The organism is Streptomyces cirratus (genome assembly GCF_014650775.1).
GTDB classification, from domain to species: domain Bacteria; phylum Actinomycetota; class Actinomycetes; order Streptomycetales; family Streptomycetaceae; genus Streptomyces; species Streptomyces cirratus.
Genome location: NZ_BMVP01000017.1, coordinates 102,605 through 123,496, shown reverse-complemented (window position 1 = coordinate 123,496; position 20,892 = coordinate 102,605). Strand labels below are relative to the sequence as shown.

Genomic DNA, 20,892 nt, shown 5'->3' with positions numbered 1-20,892 from the left:
TGCGGGAAGCCCCGCACCAGCCCTTCATGGGTTCGGTGCGGGGCTTTTCTGCGTTCACCAGCGTTTACCGGCCCGCGGAATTACGGGTGCGGTGGTGCGGACGGGCGTGGTTGGATCCGCTGTTATGAACGGACACGTGATACGTCCCGTACGGGGCGACGAGTGGAAGAAGGCGAAGGAGCTCCGGCTTCTCGCGTTGCGGGATCCGGCGGCGGCCATTGCCTTCCTCGAGACGGCGGAGCAGGCCGAGGCCCAGCCCGACGAGTTCTGGCAGGGGCGGACGGAGCGGGCGAGTGGGGGCCGGGGCGCGCGGCAGTTCATAGCGGAGGCGGCTGACGGGCAGTGGAACGGGTCGGTGACGCTGCTGATCGAAGCGGCCGGCGTGCCGGACTACTTCGGTGAGGTGGTCGAGCAGGAGCAGGGGCACCTGGTGGGTGTGTTCGTGCGGGCCGAGCAGCGGGGTAGCGGGCTGACCGAGGCGTTGTTCCAGACCGCGCTGGAGTGGGCGTGGTCGCTGGAGGACCCGGCGGTGGAGCGCGTACGGCTGTTCGTGCACGAGGAGAACGCGCGGGCCGAGGCGTTCTACCGGCGGTTCGGGTTCCGGGCGAGTGGGGTGACCGTGCCGATGCCGGGTGATGCGGGCGGGGCGATGGAGCGGGAGTACGTGTTCCAGAGGCCCGGGCGGGGATAGCGGCGCCGCGGTCAGCGGTGGTGGGGGCCGGCCGGAGTGAACTCGGCGGCTTCCGGCCAGCGGGCGCGGGCCTGTTCCCTGCTCCGGCAGAGCGCGAGGAGGGGGAGCGTGTCGTCCTGGAGCAGCTCGGGGAGCTGTGGGATGGGGGCGACCGCGGCGACGTCGTCCAGGATGAGGGCGAGTGGTGGGTCGAGCCGACCGTGGGATGACCTTGCAGCCATGCGACGGCCGTGCTCGACCACGCTCGCGGCGAGTGCGGTCAGCAAGGGCATCGCACCCGGGTGGGTACGGGGGTCTTCCAGGGGTTCGCCCACCACGTAGAGGGTTCCCCCCTCGGTGACGAACGATGCCAGGGTCAGCGAATCCGTTCGATTGGGATTGCACGCGTCACGGATGTGGACCGAGCTGAGGCAGGAGAGGGCGCGGGCCGTCAAGTGCTGGGCCTGCTCGCGGCGTTCGGGGTGGGCGGTGAGGGCGCTTTCGAGTTCGCCGGCGGCGCCGGGGGTGGCCCGGGGGTGGGTGCGGAGGATGCGGACCGGATCCTGGGCGTTGGTGCCTTGGGCCCAGCGGTGGAGCTGCTTGAAGGGGCGGTCGTCGAGGGCCGCGGCGTGGAGCCAGCTGCGGAGGAGCGTTTCGGCGGTTTCGGCGATGGCGGCGTCCATGCGGGCCGTGGGGCGGACGGGAGCCAGCAGGGCGGTGGCGCGGGCGGCGGCGGTGTCTCGGTCGGCGCAGCCGGTGGTGGGGTTCCAGTGCATGCGGGACGGGGTGTCGCAGAGGTGGGAGGGGTCGTAGAGGAGGACGGGGCCGATCTTGGCGCGGGCGTCTTTGGTCGTGGCCCAGAGGGTGGGGGCGGAGGTGATGACGAGGGCGGGGCCGGTGATTGCGGCGAGGGCGGCCTTTGCCGTGGTGTGGCGGGTGGGGGGTGGGGCGTAGGCGAGGCGCGGGGCCGGGAGGGTGGCCGGTGCGGTGGTGTTGCCGGGGGCGCTGCCCCCAGGGCTCTGCGCCTCAAACGCCGGCGGGGCTGGAGGTGGCGGCGCGGCCTCGTGTGTGGGTGGGGCCGGGAGGGTTGTCGGTGCGGCGGCGTTGCTGGGGGCGCTGCCCCCAGGGCTCTGCGCCTCAAACGCCGGCGGGGCTGGAGGTGGCGGCGCGGCCTCGTGTGTGGGTGGGGCCGGGAGGGTTGTCGGTGCGGCGGCGTTGCCGGGGGCGCTGCCCCCAGACCCCCGCGCCTCAAACGCCGGCGGGGCTGGATTCGACGGCGCGGCCTCGGATGTGGGCGGGGGGTCGGTGGGCTTTTGGGCGCGGGACTTGGCGCGGGTGATGACACCCAGGGTGAAGATGGTGAGCACCAGGAGGATCAGGAGCTGGCCGATGAACAGGCCCCAGAACAGGCCCCAGCCGGAGAGGGCGGTGGGGTTGGTGTCCGGCCACGCCCCGGCGAGGTCGTGGGGTTCTGTTATCAGGGCGCGGATGGCCCCCGGGGTGTGGGTGAAGGTGACCGTGTCCGGCCAGGCGCCCTTGGAGAGGAGGGCGGCGAGGCCGGTGGCGGACCAGATGAGGACGGCCAGGCCGAGGAGGAAGGCCAGGAGGCCGACCAGGACTCCGTCGGGGATGCCGCCGGGGCGTGCGGGTGGGTCCGTACGTCGTGGGTCGGGCATGGTTACGCCACCGTGGTGGCCGAGCCGGGGCCGCCGTTGCGGTGCCGTTCCATGAGGAGGGCGCGCTGTTCCGCTTCGAGTTCGGCGGCCAGCAGGTCGTCGGGTAGTTGGGGGGCGGAGGATTCCGTCATGGCGCGGTCGGTGTAGACGAGGGGGCGTTCGGCTTCGGTGATCAGGTGTTTGACGACCTGGACGTTGCCGTTGACGTCCCAGACGGCGATGCCGGGGGTGAGGGTCGGGATGATTTCCACGGCCCAGCGGGGCAGGCCGAGGACGCGGCCGGTGGCGCGGGCCTCGTCGGCTTTCTGGGCGTAGATGGTGCGGGTGGAGGCCATTTTGAGGATGGCCGCGGCTTCGCGGGCCGCCGCTCCGTCCACGACGTCGGAGAGGTGGTGGACGACGGCGACGAAGGACAGGCCGAGGCGTCGGCCGAACTTGAGGAGGCGCTGGAACAACTGTGCGACGAAGGGGCTGTTGATGATGTGCCAGGCCTCTTCGACGAGGAAGATGCGCTTCTTCCGGTCGGGGCGGATCCAGGTGTGTTCCAGCCAGACGCCGACGATCGCCATGAGGATCGGCATCGCGATGGAGTTGCGGTCGATGTGGGACAGGTCGAAGACGATGAGCGGGGCGTCGAGGTCGATGCCGACGGTGGTGGGGCCGTCGAACATGCCGCGCAGGTCGCCGTCGACCAGGCGGTCGAGGACGAGGGCGACGTCGAGGCCCCAGGCCCGGACATCGTCTATGTCGACGTTCATCGCCTCGGCGGATTCGGGCTTGGGGTGGCGCAGCTGTTCCACGATGTCGGTGAGGACGGGCTGGCGGTCGAGGATCGTTTCGACGACGTAGGCGTGCGCGACCTTGAGGGCGAAGCCGGAGCGTTCGTCCAGTCCGTGTCCCATGGCGACTTCGATGATGGTGCGGAGCAGCGCGAGCTGCCCGGTGGTGGTGATGGCCGGGTCGAGGGGGTTGAGGCGGATCCCGTCGTCGTTGGCGGCGATGGGGTCCAGGCGGATGGGGGTTATTCCCAGCTGCTGGGCGATGAGGTTCCATTCGCCGACGCCGTCCTCGCCCTGGGCGTCGAGGACGACGACCTGTCGGTCGCGGAAGCGGAGCTGGCGAAGGACGTAGGTCTTCTCCAGGGCGGACTTTCCGTTGCCGGATTCGCCGAGGACCAGCCAGTGGGGGGCGGGGAGCTGTTGCCCGTAGAGCTGGAAGGGGTCGTAGATGTAGCCCTTGCCGCTGTAGACCTCGCGGCCGATGATGACGCCGGAGTCGCCGAGGCCGGGGGCGGCGGTGGGCAGGTAGACGGCTTGGGCCTGTCCGGTGGAGGTGCGTACGGGCAGGCGGGTGGTTTCGACCTTGCCGAAGAGGAAGCTGGTGAAGGCGTCCGTCAGAGCGGACATGGGATCTCGCATGGGCGGCACTTCCTTCCGGCTAGCGTCGGATGCCGGTGGCGAACGGCAAGGTGTTGACGAATGCGCGGTGGTGCTCGCGGTCGCACCATTCGAGTTTCAGGTAGGACTTGCCGGCGGAGGCGCGGATGGTGCGCTTGTCGCGGGCGAGGGCCTCGGGTGAACGCGAGGACACCGTGATGTACCCGACGAGGTTGACTCCTGCCGCACCGCTGGCCAGATCTTCACCCCTCTGGTCGAGCCGGCCGTGGGCGGCGATGTCGCGGGGGTCGACGGTGCGGTTCATCTTGGCGGCGCGGCTGGCGTCGGCTTCGTCGTTGGTCTTCTCGGTGAGCATGCGCTCGATGGCCACTTCGGTGGGCTCCAGGTCCATGGTGACGGCGACGGTGCGGATGACGTCGGGCGTGTGGACGAGGAGAGGGGCGAGGAAGTTGACGCCGACGGGGGTCATGGGCCATTCCTTCACCCAGGCGGTGGCGTGGCACCACGGGGCGCGGGTGGAGGATTCGCGGGTCTTGGCCTGGAGGTAGGTGGGTTCGACGGCGTCGAGTTCGGCGGGCCAGGCGTTGCGCTTGGTCATGGCCTGGATGTGGTCGATGGGGTGGTCCGGGTCGTACATGGAGTGCACGAGGGAGGAGAGGCGGCCCTGGCCGAGGGGCTGGCGGACGCGGATGTCGGCTTCGGCGAGGCGGGCGCAGATGTCGGTGAGTTCGCGGGCCATGACGATGGCGAGTCCGGCGTCGCGGTCGAGTTTGCGGCCCTTGTGGGGGGTGGAGGCGCGGGCGATGGTGTGGGCTTCGGCGGCGAGCTCGCGCGTGTAGTGCATGCAGGCGACGAGGTAGGCGCGGTGCTGCTCGCTGGAGGTGGAGACCATCGACTGGAGCTGGTCGTAGGAGTCGCGCAGCCAGACGGGGGCGTTGGTGTCGCCGCGCTGGGCGACGTCCTTGGCGTGGGCGTCGGGGTCGGCGGGGAGGGTGCGGGCGAGCATCTGGAGGCGGGTGACGAAGCCGTCGCCGTTGGCGACGTGTTTGAGGAGGGTGCCGAAGCGGTCGACGAGGGCTTCTTGGTCCTCGCTGTCGCGCAGACCGACGCCGGGTCCTTCGATTTCGATGGCGGCGGTGACGGTGCGGCGGTCGGCGTGGAGGAGGACGGCGATCTCGTCGGGGCCGAAGGGTGCGGCGAGCCAGTTGATGCGGCCGATGCCGGGGGGCGGGCCGACTTCGACTTCGCGGCCGTCGGAGGCGCGGACGCCGGCTTCGACGGCGCCGGAGCGGTAGGTGGCGCCGCGGCGCAGGGTGCGCTTGTAGCTGCGGTTGATCTCGAACCACTTGTAGAAGGTGCGGCCCTTGTAGGGGACGTACACGGCGGCGAGCGCGAGCAGGGGGAAGCCGGCGAGGCTCACGATGCGCAGGGCGAGGTCGGGGACGAGCAGTCCGCTCATCATGCCGAAGAACGCGCCGACGATGATCAGGGCGATCTCGCCGGTTTCGCGGTTCTTGCCGACGATCGCGTTCGGCCGGGCGCGGCCGATGAGATACGTGCGGCGGGGCGCGACCGGGTGGAGCTGGTGGGACTGGGTCGTCAACGCCCGTCACCTCCTGTGTTCCTCGTACTCGATCCAGTGCGGGGCGCGGGTGCGGCGGAGGGGACAGTTCCGCCGGCGGATCCGCCGCCGGAGGTGGGGCGGCTGCTGTGGGCGGCCACTCCTCCGGAGATGGGGTTGGCGGGGCGGGGGGCGCCGCCGCCTTCGCCGCCGCCGGCGCGGTGGGCGCCGCGGCTGCTGTGTGTCTTGATGCCCTGGGAGACGAGGGAGGCCGGGGAGCTGATGACGGCGGCGGCCTGGGCGCCGTCGGTGGCCTTGCTGCGGTTGGAGCGGGCGGAGGCGATCTCGTCGCCGAAGCCGGGGACGAAGCGGTAGATCATGGCGGAGGCGAAGATCGCGAGGAGGATGATCGCGAGGCCGGAGACGACGGCGGAGAAGGCGTCGGGGCCCTTGTCGCCGGCGAGGGCTCCGGCGAGGCCGAGGACGATGACGATGACCGGTTTCACGAGGATGACGGCGATCATGATGCCGGCCCAGCGGCGGACGTGGCCCCACATGTTGCGGTCGACGAGGCCTGCGTAGACGACGGTGCCGAGGAGGGCGCCGACGTAGAGGAGCGCGGCGCGGATGACGAGCTCCAGCCACAGGACGCCGGCGGCGAGCACGGTGACGAGGGCGACGACGATCAGCATGATCGGGCCTCCGCCGATGTCGTCGCCCTTTTTGAGGGCTTCGGAGAAGGAGCCGAAGAAGACGTCGCCCTGGCCGCCGGTGGCGGTGGCGATGACTTGGGTGACGGCGTCGGTGGCGGAGACGACGGTGTAGAGGATGAGGGGGGTGAAGGCGGAGGCGAGGACGGTGAGCCAGAGGAAGCCGATGGCCTCGGACATGGCGGTGGCGAGGGGGACGCCGCGGATGGCGCGCTTGGCGACGGCGAGGAGCCACAGGACGAGGGTGAGGACGGTGCTGGCTGCGAAGACGACCGCGTACTGCTGGAGGAAGGCGGGGTTGGTGAAGTCGACGGTGGCCGTGCCCTTGATGGCGGAGCCGAGCTTGCCGACGATCCAGGAGGCGGCGTCGGCGCAGCCCTTGGCGAGGGAGGCGAGGGGGTTGATGGCGTCGGGGGTGTTGGTGGTGAGGCCGGTGTTGGGGCTGCCGGTGGCGCCGCCGCCGACGCTGCGCTCGCAGGATTCCTTGAGCGGGCCGATGACGCCTTCGCACTTGCCGCTCTGGGTGGCCGAGGTGCTGGGCGTGGGGGTGGCCGTGGGCGGCGGGGTGGGTGCGGCGAAGGCCCGGGCGGACAGCAGGACCAGTGCGGTCTGGACGGCGGCCAGTGTTCCGGCGATGCGGAAGGGGCGGCGGCTACCGGGCATAGGTGAACCCTCCGAACTCCTTGACGGCCTTGCTGATGTCGTCGGACGTGGAGGCGGGGACGTCACCGGGGACGGGGGCGGGGCCGTCCTGCTGGGTGTCGGCGACGATCTTCCAGTCCTCGCCGGCCCAGGACAGCTCGAACGTCCAGGTCTTCCAGGTGGTGCGCACGGGGTCGGTGGACTTGGGGCCTGAGGTGCCGAGCAGGCCCGTGTACCAGACGGCGATCTTCGCGCTCGTGGGGCTGTAGCCCTCGACGCGGGTGCCGACGGGGACGGCGCGGGTGACGAAGGTGCTGCCCTGTGGGGGGTTGCCGTCGGCGTCGAGGCCGAGGCTGGTGAGGAAGGCGGCCGAGTACGCGGAGTCCTGGGCGCCCTTGCGCGCGGCCGCCGCCTCCGGGGTGTAGAGGGCGTCCATGATCGCGTGGCGGAGGTCCCGCTTGAGCATGCCGTCCGAGCCGAGGGCGACCGCGTAGTTGGCGGCGGCGGACTGGGCGCCTTGGTCGGTGTGGGCGAAGCCGCGGGGGATGCCGTTGGTCTTGGTGTCCACGGGGCGGGTGCCGGTGGGGGAGGTGGGGGCGGTGGTCGGGGGTTTGTCCGAAGCGGTGGGTGGGGTGGTGTCGCCCGACTGGTTCGCGAACGCGATGGCGGCGATGAGGAGGACCACCACGCCGACCACCGTGATGAGGCCGCGGGAGGCGCGGGGGGCGCGGCGGGGGGTGCCGTAGGGGTCGGAGGGGACGTCGGGGAGGCGGGTTCGGGTCTGGCCCGTGCCGCCGACCTCGCCGTAGCCGCCGCCACCGTACTGGTCGTCGTTGCTCATTGCGTGTCCGCCCCCTCCGCGTCGTACGACGGTAGCGCTCGTTGCCGCGTGGCCGCGGTGTGTTGATTCGCCATCAGGTACGACGGCCGGCGGGCGGCACGGCTAGACGGCCATTCCGTAGACGATCGTGAAGAGGGTGCCCAGGGATCCGATGATGAAGACGCCCGTGAGCCCGGCCACGATCAGGCCCTTGCCCTGTTCTGCGCTGAACGTGTCGCGCAGGGCGGTCGCGCCGATGCGCTGTTTGGCGGCGCCCCAGATGGCGATGCCGAGGCAGAGGAGGATCGCGACGGCCATGACCACCTCGACCATGACCTTCGCTTCGTTGCCGAGACTGCCGAACGGCCCCCAGTTCGGGGCGATTCCGCCGATGATGGTGGTGATGTCGCCCTTTTCGGCTGCCAGGATCATGTAACTCACCGCCCCAGTATGGGTAGTTCCGGTAGCCCGTGCCCGACGGCAGGGGTTACGCACTATCTTCGCTGATGAAACCGCGCCAGTCGTCGACTTGGCGGCTCTCTTTACCCGATCTCCCGGCCGGTACCCGTCCCGTCGCCCTGACCTGGGCGGAGGCGGTGCATGCGGAAGAACGTATGGTCACTCTGTGTATCACGGTGGGTGACGCCGGGCAATGACTGCCGTCGCGGCGCGGGCGGCCGGTCGCCGCGGGCCTGGGCGGGGGCGCGCCTCAGGTCCAGTGGGAGGGGCGGGTCAGGGACGGGGGGATGCGGGTGGCGGGGGAGCCGTGGGCGGCGTTCAGCTGGGGCTGGGTGAGGAAGAGGGCCTCGCGCAGATCGGCGCCGCGCAGGTCGGCGTCGCGGAAGTCCGCGCCGATCAGGTCGGCGGTGCGCAGGTCGGCGCGGGAGAGGTCGGCGGCGATCAGGTAGGCGCCCCGCAGGTTGGCGCCGCGCAGGTCCGCGCCGGAGAGGCGGGCGCCCATCAGGTCGGCGCCGCGGTGGTTCTTCTTCTTGCGGCCGGGGACGGTGGCCCGGACGAGTTCGCTCGTCTTGAGCAGGAGGGCGTTGATGTCCTGGCGCAGGGCGCCGACGTCGAAGGGGGCCAGGGTGTCGGCGTCGGCGCGGGTGGCGTCGGTGGTGGTGGCGAGCGCCGCGCGCAGGTCCTCGTGGAGGGGGGCGGCCGCCGGGAGGGCGAGGGCCTCGGTGAGGTAGTACAGCAGCTCGTGCAGCTGCCGCATCACGGGGAAGACCTCGAACATCTGGCGGGCGGCGCCGGGGTGGGTGCGCCAGTCGCGGCCGCCGAAGGTGACCTGGGAGACCTGCTGGCCCGCGCCGAAGCAGTCGAAGACGGTGCAGCCCTGGAAGCCCTTGTCGCGCAGCCCGGTGTGGATGCCGCAGCGGAAGTCCTGCCGGAGGTTCTTGCAGGGGGTCCCGGCGGTCTTGTTCACGGCGAAGTCGGTGGACTTGGCGAAGGGGAGGGCGACGCAGCAGAGCGCGAAGCAGTTGGCGCAGTCGGCGTGCAGGGCGGGGGTGGGGGCGGGGGCGGGGGTGGTCGGCACCGCTCCATTGTCCCTTGTCGCCCGTGGGGGTGGTACCAGTGGTTACCACTGGGTAGCGTGCGGGGCATGGGTGCTGCTGAGGGGTTCTTCGAGCGGATCGACACCGGGCGCTTCCTGGCGACCGCCTACACGCGCGGGCCGTGGGACGAGCGCTCGCAGCACGCCGGGCCGCCCGCGGCGCTGCTGGGGCGGGCCGTCGAGGAGCGGGACGGCGCCCGCGCGGACATGAGGATCGCGCGGATCACGTACGAGATCCTGCGGCCGGTGCCGATCGGCGAGCTGGAGGTCACCACCAGCGTGGTGCGTGCGGGCCGCGGTACCGAGGTGGTGGAGGCCGCCCTCGCGCCGGCCGGGGCCGCACCGGTGATGCTCGCGCGTGCCCTGCGGATCCGGGTCGCGCCGCAGGCGCTGCCGGCGGTGGCGCCGGGGCCGCAGCTGCCTCCGCCCGGCGAGGTTGCCGAGACCCCCTTCGAGCTGCCGTGGGAGACGGGCTACCACACGGCCATGGAGACCCGCTTCGCCGCCGGGGCGTTCCTCGAGCCGGGGCCGGGGACCTGCTGGATGCGGATGCGGGTGCCGCTGATCGTGGGGGAGGAGACCCGGCCGCTGGACCGGGTGCTGGTCGCCGCCGACTCGGGCAACGGGATCAGTGCGGTGCTGGACTTCGGCCGCTACGTCTTCGTCAACGGTGACCTCAGCGTCCACTTGCACCGCCACCCGGTGGGCGAGTGGGCGTGCGTGGAGGCCCGTACGAGCCTGGACGCGGCCGGGATCGGCCTCGCCGACGCACGGCTGCACGACGAGAAGGGGTCCATCGGACGCAGCGTGCAGAGCCTGTTCGTCGCGCCCAGGTAGTGGTGCCCGCGTAGGGCGGCTGTGGGGCGTGGGTCCCCTGTGGTGGGTGTCCGTCGTGGCTCAGGTCCGAATTCGGCCAGCACGTGGCCGGGAAGGCCTGGAAGGCTTTTGCGCGCGCCGACGAGCCGGGAGACTGGATGCCGGATGTCGGATGTTCCGGCTTACGGGTGGGTTAGTCGGGTTGTCGGCGCGGGAGACGCGGATGACCGGCCGAAAACGGGCGGTGTGGGGGAGGGTTGACGGGTGCGCAGATTCTGGATGGTCGGCGGGATCGGAATCGGAGTGGCCCTGAGCTTCCTCGTGCTGCTCGTGGTCGGGACGTACTCGGCGGCCGCGGGCCTGGTGGGCGCGGGGGCGGGCGGCAGGGCGCTGGGGCTCGCGAAGGGCGCCGTACCGGCGAAGTACCAGCCCTTGGTGCAGAAATGGGGCACGTTGTGCCCGGCGATCAGCCCGGCGTTGCTGGCCGCGCAGCTGTACTCGGAGAGCGGCTGGAACCCCAATGCCGTCAGCCCGGCGGACGCGCGGGGGATCGCCCAGTTCATCCCGGGGACGTGGGCCGGGCACGGGGTGGACGGCGACGGTGACGGCGACCGCGACATCTGGGACCCGAACGACGCCATCCCGTCGGCTGCTTCGTACGACTGTGAGCTGGCCAAGGACGTGGCGGGGGTGGGCGGCGACCCGACGGGCAACATGCTCGCGGCGTACAACGCGGGCTCGTACGCGGTGATCAAGTACGGCGGGGTGCCCCCGTATGCGGAAACGCAGGGGTACGTAAAGGCGATTACCACACTGGCCAAGAGCTTCGAGCGGCCGCTGGGGCGGGTCTCGCCGTCGCAACAGGCGTCCGGGGCCCTCTACTTCGCGCAGAAGCAGCTGGGGACCCCGTACCTGTGGGGTGGCAACGGTACGCCCGACCAGGACGGGCGGTTCGACTGTTCGGGGCTGACCAAGGCGGCGTACGAGTCGGTGGGCGTGGAGCTGCCGCGGGTCGCGAACGACCAGTACAACGCCGGGCCGCACCCCTCGCGGGCGGAGCTGCTTCCGGGCGATCTGGTGTTCTTCTCCGATGATCTGACGAACTCTCGGGACATTCGCCACGTCGGGATCTACGTGGGGGGCGGCTACATGATCAACGCTCCCTACACGGGTGCGGTGATCCGCTTCGACAAGATCGACACGCCGGACTACTTCGGCGCCACCCGCGTGACGAAGGACGGCGCGGAGGCGCTTCCGGAGCGTGCGGCGGATGCCCGGGCGGCCTCGTGACGGTCCGTTAAGCATGGGCCCTGAGCTGCGACGATCAGTCACTCTTGGATAACGTTGGAGTGATCATCCCGTGGAGAGTGGAACGTACGCGCCACGACGGGCGTTCCATGGGCACAGGAGCTGATCGGCGGGGGTTGACGGGGCGGGCGCCGGGTGCGTCCGCACGGACCTAGGCAAGGGCAAGGGACCGCATCACCATGGCTGGACTCACGACCGGTGGGCCGAACGTGGATGTAAGCCTGCTGTACGAGATCAACGGCCTGGCCCGGCGCGCGCCGGACTGGGTCGACCGCGCGGTGAGCCTCGTCGGCGACTACGGGATCCCCCTGGCGATGGTCCTGCTGCTCCTGTGGTGCTGGCGCGGGCTGCGACGGGAGCGGCGGCAGCGGCCGGACGAGGCGGGAGCGGCCGAGTCGTTCGCCGCGCTGGTGTGGGCGCCGCTGGCGGCGGGGATCGCGCTGCTGGTGAACGTGCCGCTGCGGGGGCTCGTGGGGCGGTCGAGGCCGTACCTCGAGCACGAGGGGCTGGAGGTGGTGGGCGGCGCGGCCGATGGGTTCGGCGGGGCCGGGTTCTCCTTCGTCAGCGACCACGCGACGGTGGCGATGGCGCTGGGGGTCGGGATCTTCGTGGCGAACCGGCGGCTCGGGCTGGTGGGGATCGGGCTGGCGCTGCTGGAAGGGCTGTGCCGGGTGTACATGGGCGTGCACTACCCGACGGACGTGCTGGGAGGGCTGGCGCTGGGCACGGCGGTGGTGCTGGTGCCGGCGCCGGTGGCGATGGCCGTGCTGGGCCCGCTTGTGCGCGGGCGGGGGCGGGGGGTCGTGGCGCGGACGGTGGCCGTCGAGGTGGAGGCGGGGGAGAAGGACCTCGCGGCGTAGGCCGCCCGGCCCCTGCCGCGCCCCAAACGCCGGCGGGGCTGGGAGTGCCCTGGCGGCGGCGGGGCTGGGAGTGCCCTGGCGGGGCCGGGGTGGGTCAGTCGTCCTTTTCGTTGCGGCGGTAGCGGGAGCGGAGCCAGAGGCCGGTGCCGATGGCGGCTGCCGTGGTGACGGCGATGGCCAGGGCCACGTCGGCCGGGCCGTCCGCGGAGCCGACCGGGCGGGCCCAGGCCGGGGGCGGGGGCAGGGCGATGAGCGACACGGCCCAGGCGAGCGCCGCCGCGAAACGGAGTCCCCGTCGAGGTCCTGGCATGAGTCAAGGGCAACCGGTGGCACGGGGCCCGGCCAGTCGGGCCGTCCGAACGGGGGACGCGGGTGGTCAACCCGCCGGGTGGCGGGTGGCGTCGCGGCGGGCCAGGTCTCTGGAGCGACGGGCCGGGCCCGTCCAGCCGCAGCTGCATACGGCCAGGCAGAACGCACCGCGTTCGGCGGTGGTGGTGATGTGTGTGGGCTCACCCCGGTCGCGGGTGAGCGACGTACTCAGGCTCGCTTTGGTGTGCGGGTCCACACCACCACGGTACCCGGACCGGTCCGCCCCCGGTACTGCCGCCGCCCGTGACGGGAAATCCCGGACCTCGTTAAACGGAACGGGTGGGGCCTCGGACAAACAGCGGGCACGCGTTGGGGGTTGGCAGGCGATGGTGGTGCACCAGCACAGGCGGCGACGAGGGCGTGCGGGCGGGGCGGTGCTCGCCGTCGGCGTCGCGCTGGCCCTGGCTGCGACGAGCGGCTGTGGCGGCCCGGCGAGCGGCGACGACCGACCCCCGCAGGACCCGGCCGCGGTGGTCCGCGGCGCCGCCGACGCGCTCACCGGCGCCGGCAGCGCGCAGGCCCGTACCGCGATGGAAATGGCGACCGGCGGAACCCGGGTCACCATCCGCGGCGAGGGCGGGGTCAACTTCAAGAGCCGGATGGGCCAGCTGCTGGTGATGCTCCCGGCCGATGTGACCGGCAAGGCGGAGCACCGGCCCATCACCGAGCTCCTCGTCCCCGGCGCGCTCTACATGAAGAACCGCGGGGCGGGCGTCCCCGCCGACAAGTGGGTCCGCGTCGATACGACGACCCTCGCGGACGGCAACCTGGTCACCGGCGGCGCCACCGACCCCCTGGCCGCCGCCGAACTGCTGCGGGGCGCGCAGGAGGTCACGTTCGTGGGCGAGACCGACCTGGCGGGCACCAAGGTGCGCCACTACCAGGGCACCACCGACATCGGGCGGGCCGCGCTGAGCGCGTCGCCGGGCGTCAAGGGAGCCCTGCAAGCCGCGGCGAAAGGGTTCAGCAAGGACACCGTCCCCTTCGACGTCTACCTGGACATGGAGGGGCGGCTGCGCAAGGTCCGGCACCGCTTCAGCTACGTCAACAATGGCGTGATCGATGTGTCGTCGACCACGTTGTTCTACGGGTTCGGGACTCCGGTGACCGTCAAATTGCCGCCAAGCGGGGACATTTACGCCGGGAAGATCGCCGGATAGCCGGACCGTGGGGCGGTGGCGGCGCGACCGGGCCATGGCCCGGTATCCGGAAATGGTCCATCCGTGTCATGCGCGCCCCGAGGGGCGCTCCCTACGCTGGGAAGCCGGGCGGCCAGCAAGCGGCAGAGAGAGGTGACACGCGTGACTCCCGTGTGCGGTACGACGGTGCAGGACCACGTGGCGCTTGCCGAGATCGAGCTGTGCGGTGAGCTGATCATCGCGGCCTCGGCGGCGGGCGAGGACCGGCTGAGCCAGGACCGGATCGACGAAGTGCTGCTGGGCATCGGGCTCTGAGGCCACGCGGGCTCTGAGGCCACGCGGGCCCGGAGGTGACCGGCCCGGCGGGGACCGACCCGGAGACGGCCGGGCCCGGAGGCGCCCGCCCGGCGGGGACCGGCCGCGGCGGCGGGCGGCCGCCGGGGCCCGTGGAGGACGCTCAGGTGCGCAGCAGGCGGGCGATCGCCTTCGTCGCTTCCTCGACCTTGGCGTCGATCTCGGTCCCGCCCTTGACGGCCGCGTCCGCGACGCAGTGCCGCAGGTGCTCCTCCAGCAGCTGGAGCGCGAAGGACTGGAGCGCCTTGGTGCTCGCCGAGACCTGGGTGAGTATGTCGATGCAGTAGACGTCCTCGTCGACCAGGCGCTGGAGGCCGCGGATCTGCCCCTCGATCCGGCGCAGCCGCTTGAGGTGCTCGTCCTTCTGGTGGTGGTAGCCGTGGACGGGCGCCGCGGCGACCCCGCCGGCTCCGGAGCCTTCCGCCTCGATGGTCGTCATGCGTCCTCCCGTGGTCCGGACGAGGGGCGTATACCGGTGGGGCATACCCCTCATGGGTATAGGGTACCGGGCCGCGCCCCGGCGGGCGGGGGTCCGTGCTCCCCACTGTGCCTGATGGAGGACACTGGGGAACGGCCGGTTAGCCGTGGCCGGGGGATGCGCCTAGCATCAGCCTGACCGAATCCAATGCACCCCGAGGACCTCACGTGCGATTTCGTCTGACCCCCAGGGAGACGAGCTTCTACGACATGTTCGCCGCATCCGCGGACAACATCGTCACGGGCTCGAAGCTCCTGATGGAACTGCTCGGAGCGGACTCCTCCGCCCGGGCCGAGATCGCGGAGCGGATGCGGGCTGCGGAGCACGCGGGGGACGACGCCACCCACGCGATCTTCCACCAGCTGAACTCCTCCTTCATCACGCCGTTCGACCGCGAGGACATCTACAGCCTGGCGTCCTGCCTCGACGACATCATGGACTTCATGGAGGAGGCGGTCGACCTGGTCGTCCTCTACAACGTGGAGGAGCTGCCCAAGGGCGTCGAGCAGCAGATCGAGGTCCTGGCCCGGGCCGCCGAGCTGACCGCCGAGGCCATGCCGCACCTGCGCACCATGGAGAACCTGACCGAGTACTGGATCGAGGTCAACCGCCTCGAGAACCAGGCCGACCAGATCCACCGCAAGCTGCTCGCCCAGCTCTTCAACGGCAAGTACGACGCCATCGAGGTGCTGAAGCTCAAGCAGATCGTCGACGTGCTGGAAGAGGCCGCCGACGCGTTCGAGCACGTCGCGAACACGGTGGAGACCATCGCGGTCAAGGAGTCCTGAACCTCGTGGACACCTTCGCGCTGATCGTGACCATCGGTGTCGCGCTCGGCTTCACGTACACCAACGGCTTCCACGACTCGGCGAACGCGATCGCGACCTCGGTCTCGACGCGGGCGCTGACGCCGCGTGCCGCGCTCGCCATGGCCGCCGTGATGAACCTCGCCGGTGCCTTCCTGGGCAGCGGAGTGGCCAAGACCGTCAGCAAGGGGCTCATCGAGACGCCGCAGGGCAACCGGGGCATGTGGATCCTGTTCGCCGCGCTGGTCGGGGCGATCGTCTGGAACCTGGTCACCTGGTACTTCGGGCTGCCGTCGTCCTCCTCGCACGCCCTCTTCGGCGGCATGGTCGGGGCGGCGCTCGCGGGCGGTATCGGCGTCATCTGGCACGGGGTGCTGGAGAAGGTCGTCATCCCGATGTTCCTGTCGCCCGTGGTCGGCCTCATCGTGGGCTACCTGGTGATGGTCGCGATCATGTGGATGTTCCGCCGCTCCAACCCGCACAAGGCAAAGCGCGGCTTCCGGATCGCGCAGACCGTCTCGGCGGCCGCCATGGCCCTCGGCCACGGTCTGCAGGACGCCCAGAAGACCATGGGCATCGTGGTGATGGCCCTGGTCATCGCCGACGTGCAGGGTTCGGGCGATCCCATCCCGATCTGGGTGAAGATCGCATGCGCCGTGATGCTGTCGCTCGGTACGTACGCGGGTGGCTGGCGCATCATGCGCACGCTCGGCCGCAAGATCATCGAGCTGGACCCGCCGCAGGGCTTCGCCGCCGAGACGACGGGCGCGTCGATCATGTACACGGCTTCGTACCTGTACCAGGCGCCGATCTCCACCACCCACGTGATCACCTCCGCGATCATGGGTGTGGGCGCGACCAAGCGGGTGAACGCGGTCCGCTGGGGTGTCGCCAAGAACATCATCCTCGGCTGGTTCATCACCATGCCGGCCGCGGCCATGGTCGCCGCGCTGTGCTTCTGGATCGTCGACCTGGCCTTCGTCGGCTGACCGGGACGACCGGTACGCGGCAGCGGGCGGCGGTACGAAAGCGGGCCGGCTCCCCCCACCCAGGGGGAGCCGGCCCTTTCGCCTTGCGGTGGCACCGCCATGCAGCACCGCAGGACGCTCAGTACATCCGCGGGGTCCGGATCTAGCCGAAGCGGCCCGAGATGTAGTCCTCGGTGGCCTGGACGGACGGGTTGGAGAAGATCCGGTCCGTGTCGTCGATCTCGACGAGCTTGCCGGGCTGGCCGACCGCGGCGAGGTTGAAGAAGGCGGTGCGGTCCGAGACGCGGGCCGCCTGCTGCATGTTGTGCGTCACGATGACGATCGTGAAGCGCTCCTTGAGCTCGCCGATCAGGTCCTCGATGGCGAGGGTGGAGATCGGGTCGAGCGCCGAGCACGGCTCGTCCATCAGCAGGACCTGGGGCTCGACCGCGATGGCGCGGGCGATGCACAGACGCTGCTGCTGGCCGCCGGAGAGGCCGGAGCCGGGCTTGTTCAGCCGGTCCTTGACCTCGTTCCAGAGGTTGGCTCCCTGGAGGGACCGCTCCACGATGTCGGACAGCTGCGACTTCTTGAAGTTGCCGTTCAGGCGCAGACCGGCCGCCACGTTGTCGAAGATCGACATGGTGGGGAAGGGGTTCGGGCGCTGGAAGACCATGCCGACGGTGCGGCGGACGGCGACCGGGTCGACGCCCGGGCCGTACAGGTTCTCGTCGTCCAGCAGGACCTTGCCCTCGACACGGCCGCCGGGGGTGACCTCGTGCATGCGGTTGAGGGTGCGCAGGAAGGTGGACTTGCCGCAGCCGGACGGCCCGATGAAGGCGGTCACGGAGCGGGGCTCCACGGTCATCGAGATGTCATCGATGGCCTTGTGGTTGCCGTAGAAGGCGGACAGGCCGCTGACGTCGATTCGCTTGGCCATGAGGGGTCACTTCGCTTTCATACAGTCGCGCGTCAGCGACCGGTCTTCGGGGCCTTCCAGCGGGCGATGCCGCGGGCCACCAGATTGAGGATCATGACGAAGGCGATCAGGACGAGGGCTGCGGCCCATGCCCGGTCGTAGGAGGCTTCACTGCCGACCTTGTACTGCTCCCAGATGTACAGGGGGAGCGAGGACTGAGCACCTTCGAAGGGGTTTCCGTTGATCAGCTGCGTGCCGAAGACCAGCAGCATGATCGGCGCGGTCTCACCGGCGATGCGGGCGACGGCCAGCGTCACGCCGGTGGCGATGCCGCCGATGGCGGTGGGGAGCACGACCTTGAGGATCATGCGCCACTTCGGCACGCCGAGGGCGAGCGCGGCCTCGCGCAGCTCGTTCGGGACGAGCTTGAGCATCTCCTCGGTGGAGCGCACCACGACGGGCATCATCAGGATCGACAGGGCCATCGAACCGGCGAAGCCGGAGGGGCCGAAGCCGAGCATCAGGTTCCAGGTCGTGAGGATGAACAGGCCCGCGACGATGGAGGGGATGCCGGTCATGACGTCGACGAAGAAGGTCACGGCCTTGGCGAGCGAGCCCCGGCCGTACTCGACCAGGTAGACGGCGGTCAGCAGGCCGACGGGCGCGGCGATCGCGGTGGCCAGGGCCACCTGCTCGATGGTGCCGAGCAGCGCGTGGTAGACGCCGCCGCCCTTCTCGAAGCTGGTGATGCCGTTCATCGAGTGACTGAGGAAGTCGCCGTCGAGGGCGTTCATGCCGCGGCTGACGGTGGTCCAGATCAGCGAGAGCAGCGGGATGACCGCGAGGACGAAGCAGACCCAGACGACGGAGGTCGCGACGCGGTCCTTGGCCTGGCGGCGGTTTTCGACGACCGCGCTGGCGACGTAGGTGATGGTGACGAACAGCAGAGCGGAGATCAGGCCCCACTGGATCTTGCTCTGGAGGCCGAAGGCGGCTCCGATGCCGCAGCCGAGGGCGATCGAGACGACGGCTATGCCGGCCGGCGCCCAGCGGGGCAGACCGCCGCGGGTCAGCCGGGAGGGTGCGACGGACTTGGGAGCCCGGGCGGGCCGCTGGTCCTGGATCGTGTGGCTCATCAGGCGTTCGCCCCCGAGTACTCCTTGCGGCGGGCGATGATCATGCGAGCCGCTCCGTTGACCAGCAGGGTGAGGAGGAAGAGGACCAGGCCGGAGGCGATCAGGGCGTCCCGGCCGAACTCGTTGGCCTCGTCGAACTTCGCGGCGATGTTCTGCGCGAAGGTGCCGCCACCCGGGTTCAGGATGTGGCCGGAGATCAGGAAGCTCGGGGACAGGACGGTGGCGACCGCCATGGTCTCGCCGAGCGCGCGGCCGAGGCCGAGCATGGAGGCGGAGATGACGCCGGAGCGGCCGAAGGGCAGCACCGACATGCGGATGACCTCCCAGCGGGTCGCGCCGAGGGCCAGGGCGGCCTCCTCGTTCATGCGCGGGACCTGGAGGAAGACCTCGCGGCTGACGCTGGTCACGATCGGCAGGATCATGATCGCGAGCAGGATGCCGACGGTGAAGAGCGAGCGGGCGACGCCGACCTGGGTCTTGTCGAAGACGTAGGTCCAGCCCATGTACTCGTCGAGCCAGAGGTTGAGGCCGCCGAGGTACGGGACGAGGAAGAGGGCGCCCCAGATGCCGTAGATGATCGACGGCACGGCGGCCAGGAGGTCGACCACGTAGGCGAGGGGGGCGGCCAGCTTGCGCGGCGCGTAGTGCGAGATGAAGAGGGCGATGCCGACGGCGATCGGAACCGCGATGACCATCGCGATGATCGAGCTGACGACGGTGCCGAAGAGCAGGACGGCTATGCCGAAGACGGGCGGGTTGGCCGACGCGTTCCAGTCGAAGGTGGTGAGGAAGTTGCCCTCGTTCTTCGACAGCGCGAGCGTGGCGCGGTAGGTGAGGAAGACGGCGATCGACGCCATGATCACCAGGAGCAGGATGCCGGAGCCCTTGGAGAGCCCGGCGAAGATCTTGTCACCGGCGCGGCCGGTGGATCCTGCGCTCGTGGTGACCGGCGGAGCCGTGTCGAGCGGGGTGGGTGTGGTGGAAGCCATGGTCTTTCCGGTCTGGACGGGGGCGAGCCCCCTGGCGGCGGTGCACCGGATCCCCCGGGGTGGAAGGGGGAGGGTCCTCGGGGGCGGGTCCGGTCCGGACGGGGACCGGACACCGCACCCCGGGGCTCACTTGTTCAGCGACTAGGACAGCGACTTGATGACTTCGCGGACCTTGGTGTTGATCTCGGCCGGGATCGGCGCGTAACCGTTGTCGGACAGGACCTTCTGGCCGGCGTCCGAGGCGGTGTAGTTCAGGAAGGACTTGACGGTGGGCAGGGTCTCCGCCTTGTTGCCCTTGTCGCAGACGACCTCGTACGTGACCAGGACGATCGGGTACGCACCCTCGGCCTTGGTCGTGTAATCGAGCTTAAGCGCCAGGTCGGAGCCGGTCCCGGCGATCTTGGCGGCGGCGATGGCCTTGGAGGCGCTCTCGGCGGACGCCTTCACCGGGGCGGAGGCGCCGGTGTTGATGTCGACGGTCTTGATGTTCTGCGAGGTGGCGTAGGAGAGCTCGAAGTAGCCGATCGCGCCGTCCACGGCCTTGACCTGGGAGGCGACACCGGCGGAGCCGGACGCGGCCTGGCCACCGGGGGCCGGCCACTTCTTCGCGGCCTCGTAGGTCCACGCGTCGGGGGCGGTGGCCTTGAGGTACTTGCCGAGGTTCTCGGTGGTGCCGGAGTCCTCGGAGCGGTGGAAGGCCTGGATGGCGGTGGAGGGGAGGGTGACGCCCGGGTTCAGCTTCTTGATCGCCTCGTCGTCCCACTTCTTGATCTTGTCGTTGAAGATCGCGGCGAGGGTCGGGGCGTCCAGGTTCAGCTTGTCCACGCCGGCGACGTTGAAGCCGATGGCGATCGGGCCGCCGACCATGGGCAGGTTGATGCCCTGGCCGCCGGTGCAGACCTTCTTCGACTCCTCGACCTGCTCGGGCTTCAGCGCGGAGTCCGAGCCGGCGAAGCCGACGGTGCCCTGGTTGAAGGCGACGATGCCCTCACCGGAGGAGGACGACTTGTAGTTGACCTCGACGCCGGAGCAGGCGGCCATGTAGGCCTTGACCCACAGGTCGACGGCGTTCTTCTGCGCGGAGGAGCCGGAGGCGAGCAGCTTGCCCTTGGCGTCGTCGCACTTGATGTCGCCGGCGGCGGGGGCGGAGGCCTTGCCGCTCGCGGTCGAGTCGGCCTTGGTGTTGTTGTCCGAGCCGCACGCCGTGAGGACCAGGGCGCCGGACACGACGAGCGCCCCGAGGGCGGAGGCACGAAGCATGCTCTTGCGCTGAAGCTTCACTTTCGGGTGTTCCTTCCAGAAGCCGCCGGCCGCTTTCTGTATCGGGGCGGCGTGCGAAGAGGACTACGGGGGTGGGGCGGTGGTCGCCGGGGATCGGGGATCGGCTCGCACCTTGCGGTACTGAAATTAGGCAGATCAGGTGAAGCGGTCGACGGGGGTTGGTGAACGGGGGGTGAACCATGGCGGACGGCCTGGTGCGGATGGGGGGGTTTGTACCTGGGCGTAACGGGACGTTACCCGCACGTTATGCCGCCGTGACCTTGTCCTGGCCGTCGGGGTGGGGGTGGGGTTGGCCGGATTCCGCCGGTGGGTGTACGGGGTCGCGTGCGGGGGCCCGGGGGCCGTTTCGCGCGCGGCGCCGCTGCGGGGCCGGGGTGCCGTTTCGTGTGCGGCGCCGCTGCGGGGGCCGGGGTGCCGTTTCGTGTGCGGCGCCGCTGC

At 70.7% G+C, this 20,892-nt stretch carries 22 protein-coding genes; 8 read left to right on the top strand and 14 right to left on the bottom strand.

Annotated features, from left to right (window positions below):
* Window positions 1-124: 124 nt before the first annotated feature.
* A complete protein-coding gene (locus tag IE207_RS28920) occupies window positions 125-691 on the top strand; it encodes a GNAT family N-acetyltransferase (protein WP_190187263.1) in 567 nt (188 codons plus the stop codon).
* A gap of 11 nt (window positions 692-702) precedes the next feature.
* On the opposite strand, the gene IE207_RS28915 is transcribed toward IE207_RS28920, so the two are convergent.
* The 7 genes from IE207_RS28915 to IE207_RS28885 all read right to left on the bottom strand — a co-directional run bounded on the left by IE207_RS28915 (window position 703) and on the right by IE207_RS28885 (window position 9,013).
* Window positions 703-2,346, bottom strand: a complete 1,644-nt coding sequence (locus IE207_RS28915) for a type VI secretion protein (RefSeq protein ID WP_190187262.1) — start codon at window positions 2,344-2,346, stop codon at window positions 703-705.
* Window positions 2,347-2,348: 2 nt separating this feature from the next.
* On the bottom strand, window positions 2,349-3,764 hold the full coding sequence (locus tag IE207_RS28910; protein WP_190187261.1) for an ATP-binding protein: 1,416 nt from the start codon (window positions 3,762-3,764) through the stop codon (window positions 2,349-2,351).
* Between the two features lie 19 nt (window positions 3,765-3,783).
* A complete protein-coding gene (locus IE207_RS28905; RefSeq protein ID WP_190187260.1) occupies window positions 3,784-5,346 on the bottom strand; it encodes an SCO6880 family protein in 1,563 nt (520 codons plus the stop codon).
* Window positions 5,343-6,677 carry a hypothetical protein gene (locus tag IE207_RS28900; protein ID WP_190187259.1) on the bottom strand — a complete coding sequence of 445 codons (1,335 nt, stop codon included), beginning with the start codon at window positions 6,675-6,677 and terminating at the stop codon, window positions 5,343-5,345. Before IE207_RS28900 ends, IE207_RS28905 begins: the two co-directional genes overlap by 4 nt.
* Window positions 6,667-7,497 carry a DUF8175 domain-containg protein gene (locus tag IE207_RS28895; RefSeq protein WP_190187258.1) on the bottom strand — a complete coding sequence of 277 codons (831 nt, stop codon included), beginning with the start codon at window positions 7,495-7,497 and terminating at the stop codon, window positions 6,667-6,669. Before IE207_RS28895 ends, IE207_RS28900 begins: the two co-directional genes overlap by 11 nt.
* A gap of 102 nt (window positions 7,498-7,599) precedes the next feature.
* On the bottom strand, window positions 7,600-7,908 hold the full coding sequence (locus IE207_RS28890; protein WP_136213834.1) for a DUF8827 family protein: 309 nt from the start codon (window positions 7,906-7,908) through the stop codon (window positions 7,600-7,602).
* 277 nt (window positions 7,909-8,185) lie between these two features.
* Window positions 8,186-9,013, bottom strand: a complete 828-nt coding sequence (locus tag IE207_RS28885; protein WP_190187257.1) for a pentapeptide repeat-containing protein — start codon at window positions 9,011-9,013, stop codon at window positions 8,186-8,188.
* 66 nt (window positions 9,014-9,079) lie between these two features.
* Between IE207_RS28885 and IE207_RS28880 the strand changes: the two genes are divergently transcribed.
* The 3 genes from IE207_RS28880 to IE207_RS28870 all read left to right on the top strand — a co-directional run bounded on the left by IE207_RS28880 (window position 9,080) and on the right by IE207_RS28870 (window position 12,015).
* Window positions 9,080-9,868: a thioesterase family protein gene (locus IE207_RS28880; protein ID WP_190187256.1), complete on the top strand. Its 789-nt coding sequence runs from the start codon at window positions 9,080-9,082 to the stop codon at window positions 9,866-9,868.
* A gap of 258 nt (window positions 9,869-10,126) precedes the next feature.
* Window positions 10,127-11,137: a C40 family peptidase gene (locus IE207_RS28875; RefSeq protein ID WP_190187275.1), complete on the top strand. Its 1,011-nt coding sequence runs from the start codon at window positions 10,127-10,129 to the stop codon at window positions 11,135-11,137.
* 197 nt (window positions 11,138-11,334) lie between these two features.
* Window positions 11,335-12,015: a phosphatase PAP2 family protein gene (locus IE207_RS28870; protein WP_190187255.1), complete on the top strand. Its 681-nt coding sequence runs from the start codon at window positions 11,335-11,337 to the stop codon at window positions 12,013-12,015.
* Between the two features lie 94 nt (window positions 12,016-12,109).
* On the opposite strand, the gene IE207_RS28865 is transcribed toward IE207_RS28870, so the two are convergent.
* Both IE207_RS28865 and IE207_RS28860 read right to left on the bottom strand, forming a co-directional pair.
* Window positions 12,110-12,325 (bottom strand): hypothetical protein, encoded by a 216-nt coding sequence (locus IE207_RS28865; RefSeq protein ID WP_190187254.1) that lies wholly within the window; start codon window positions 12,323-12,325, stop codon window positions 12,110-12,112.
* Window positions 12,326-12,391: 66 nt separating this feature from the next.
* Entirely contained in the window at window positions 12,392-12,580 is a 189-nt protein-coding gene (locus IE207_RS28860; protein WP_190187277.1) for a hypothetical protein, read from the bottom strand.
* Window positions 12,581-12,710: 130 nt separating this feature from the next.
* Between IE207_RS28860 and IE207_RS28855 the strand changes: the two genes are divergently transcribed.
* Complete coding sequence (locus tag IE207_RS28855; protein WP_190187253.1) at window positions 12,711-13,544, top strand: SCO4651 family lipoprotein; 834 nt, start codon at window positions 12,711-12,713, stop codon at window positions 13,542-13,544.
* A gap of 141 nt (window positions 13,545-13,685) precedes the next feature.
* Window positions 13,686-13,838: a hypothetical protein gene (locus IE207_RS28850; protein WP_190187276.1), complete on the top strand. Its 153-nt coding sequence runs from the start codon at window positions 13,686-13,688 to the stop codon at window positions 13,836-13,838.
* 142 nt (window positions 13,839-13,980) lie between these two features.
* On the opposite strand, the gene IE207_RS28845 is transcribed toward IE207_RS28850, so the two are convergent.
* On the bottom strand, window positions 13,981-14,316 hold the full coding sequence (locus IE207_RS28845) for a metal-sensitive transcriptional regulator (protein WP_190187252.1): 336 nt from the start codon (window positions 14,314-14,316) through the stop codon (window positions 13,981-13,983).
* Between the two features lie 206 nt (window positions 14,317-14,522).
* Here IE207_RS28845 and IE207_RS28840 point away from each other — a divergent pair, with 206 nt between their 5' ends.
* Both IE207_RS28840 and IE207_RS28835 read left to right on the top strand, forming a co-directional pair.
* A complete protein-coding gene (locus IE207_RS28840) occupies window positions 14,523-15,143 on the top strand; it encodes a DUF47 domain-containing protein (RefSeq protein ID WP_190187251.1) in 621 nt (206 codons plus the stop codon).
* 5 nt (window positions 15,144-15,148) lie between these two features.
* Complete coding sequence (locus tag IE207_RS28835) at window positions 15,149-16,150, top strand: inorganic phosphate transporter (RefSeq protein ID WP_190187250.1); 1,002 nt, start codon at window positions 15,149-15,151, stop codon at window positions 16,148-16,150.
* A gap of 142 nt (window positions 16,151-16,292) precedes the next feature.
* Here the strand turns inward: IE207_RS28835 and pstB are convergent, their stop codons facing one another.
* The 4 genes from pstB to pstS all read right to left on the bottom strand — a co-directional run bounded on the left by pstB (window position 16,293) and on the right by pstS (window position 20,454).
* Complete coding sequence (pstB, locus tag IE207_RS28830) at window positions 16,293-17,069, bottom strand: phosphate ABC transporter ATP-binding protein PstB (RefSeq protein ID WP_190187249.1); 777 nt, start codon at window positions 17,067-17,069, stop codon at window positions 16,293-16,295.
* Between the two features lie 32 nt (window positions 17,070-17,101).
* Window positions 17,102-18,184, bottom strand: a complete 1,083-nt coding sequence (gene pstA / locus IE207_RS28825; RefSeq protein WP_190187248.1) for a phosphate ABC transporter permease PstA — start codon at window positions 18,182-18,184, stop codon at window positions 17,102-17,104.
* The gene (pstC, locus tag IE207_RS28820) at window positions 18,184-19,173 is read right to left on the bottom strand and encodes a phosphate ABC transporter permease subunit PstC (protein ID WP_190187247.1); all 990 of its coding nucleotides are present in this window, start codon (window positions 19,171-19,173) and stop codon (window positions 18,184-18,186) included. Before pstC ends, pstA begins: the two co-directional genes overlap by 1 nt.
* A gap of 141 nt (window positions 19,174-19,314) precedes the next feature.
* A complete protein-coding gene (pstS, locus tag IE207_RS28815; protein WP_190187246.1) occupies window positions 19,315-20,454 on the bottom strand; it encodes a phosphate ABC transporter substrate-binding protein PstS in 1,140 nt (379 codons plus the stop codon).
* Between the last annotated feature and the right edge of the window lie 438 nt (window positions 20,455-20,892).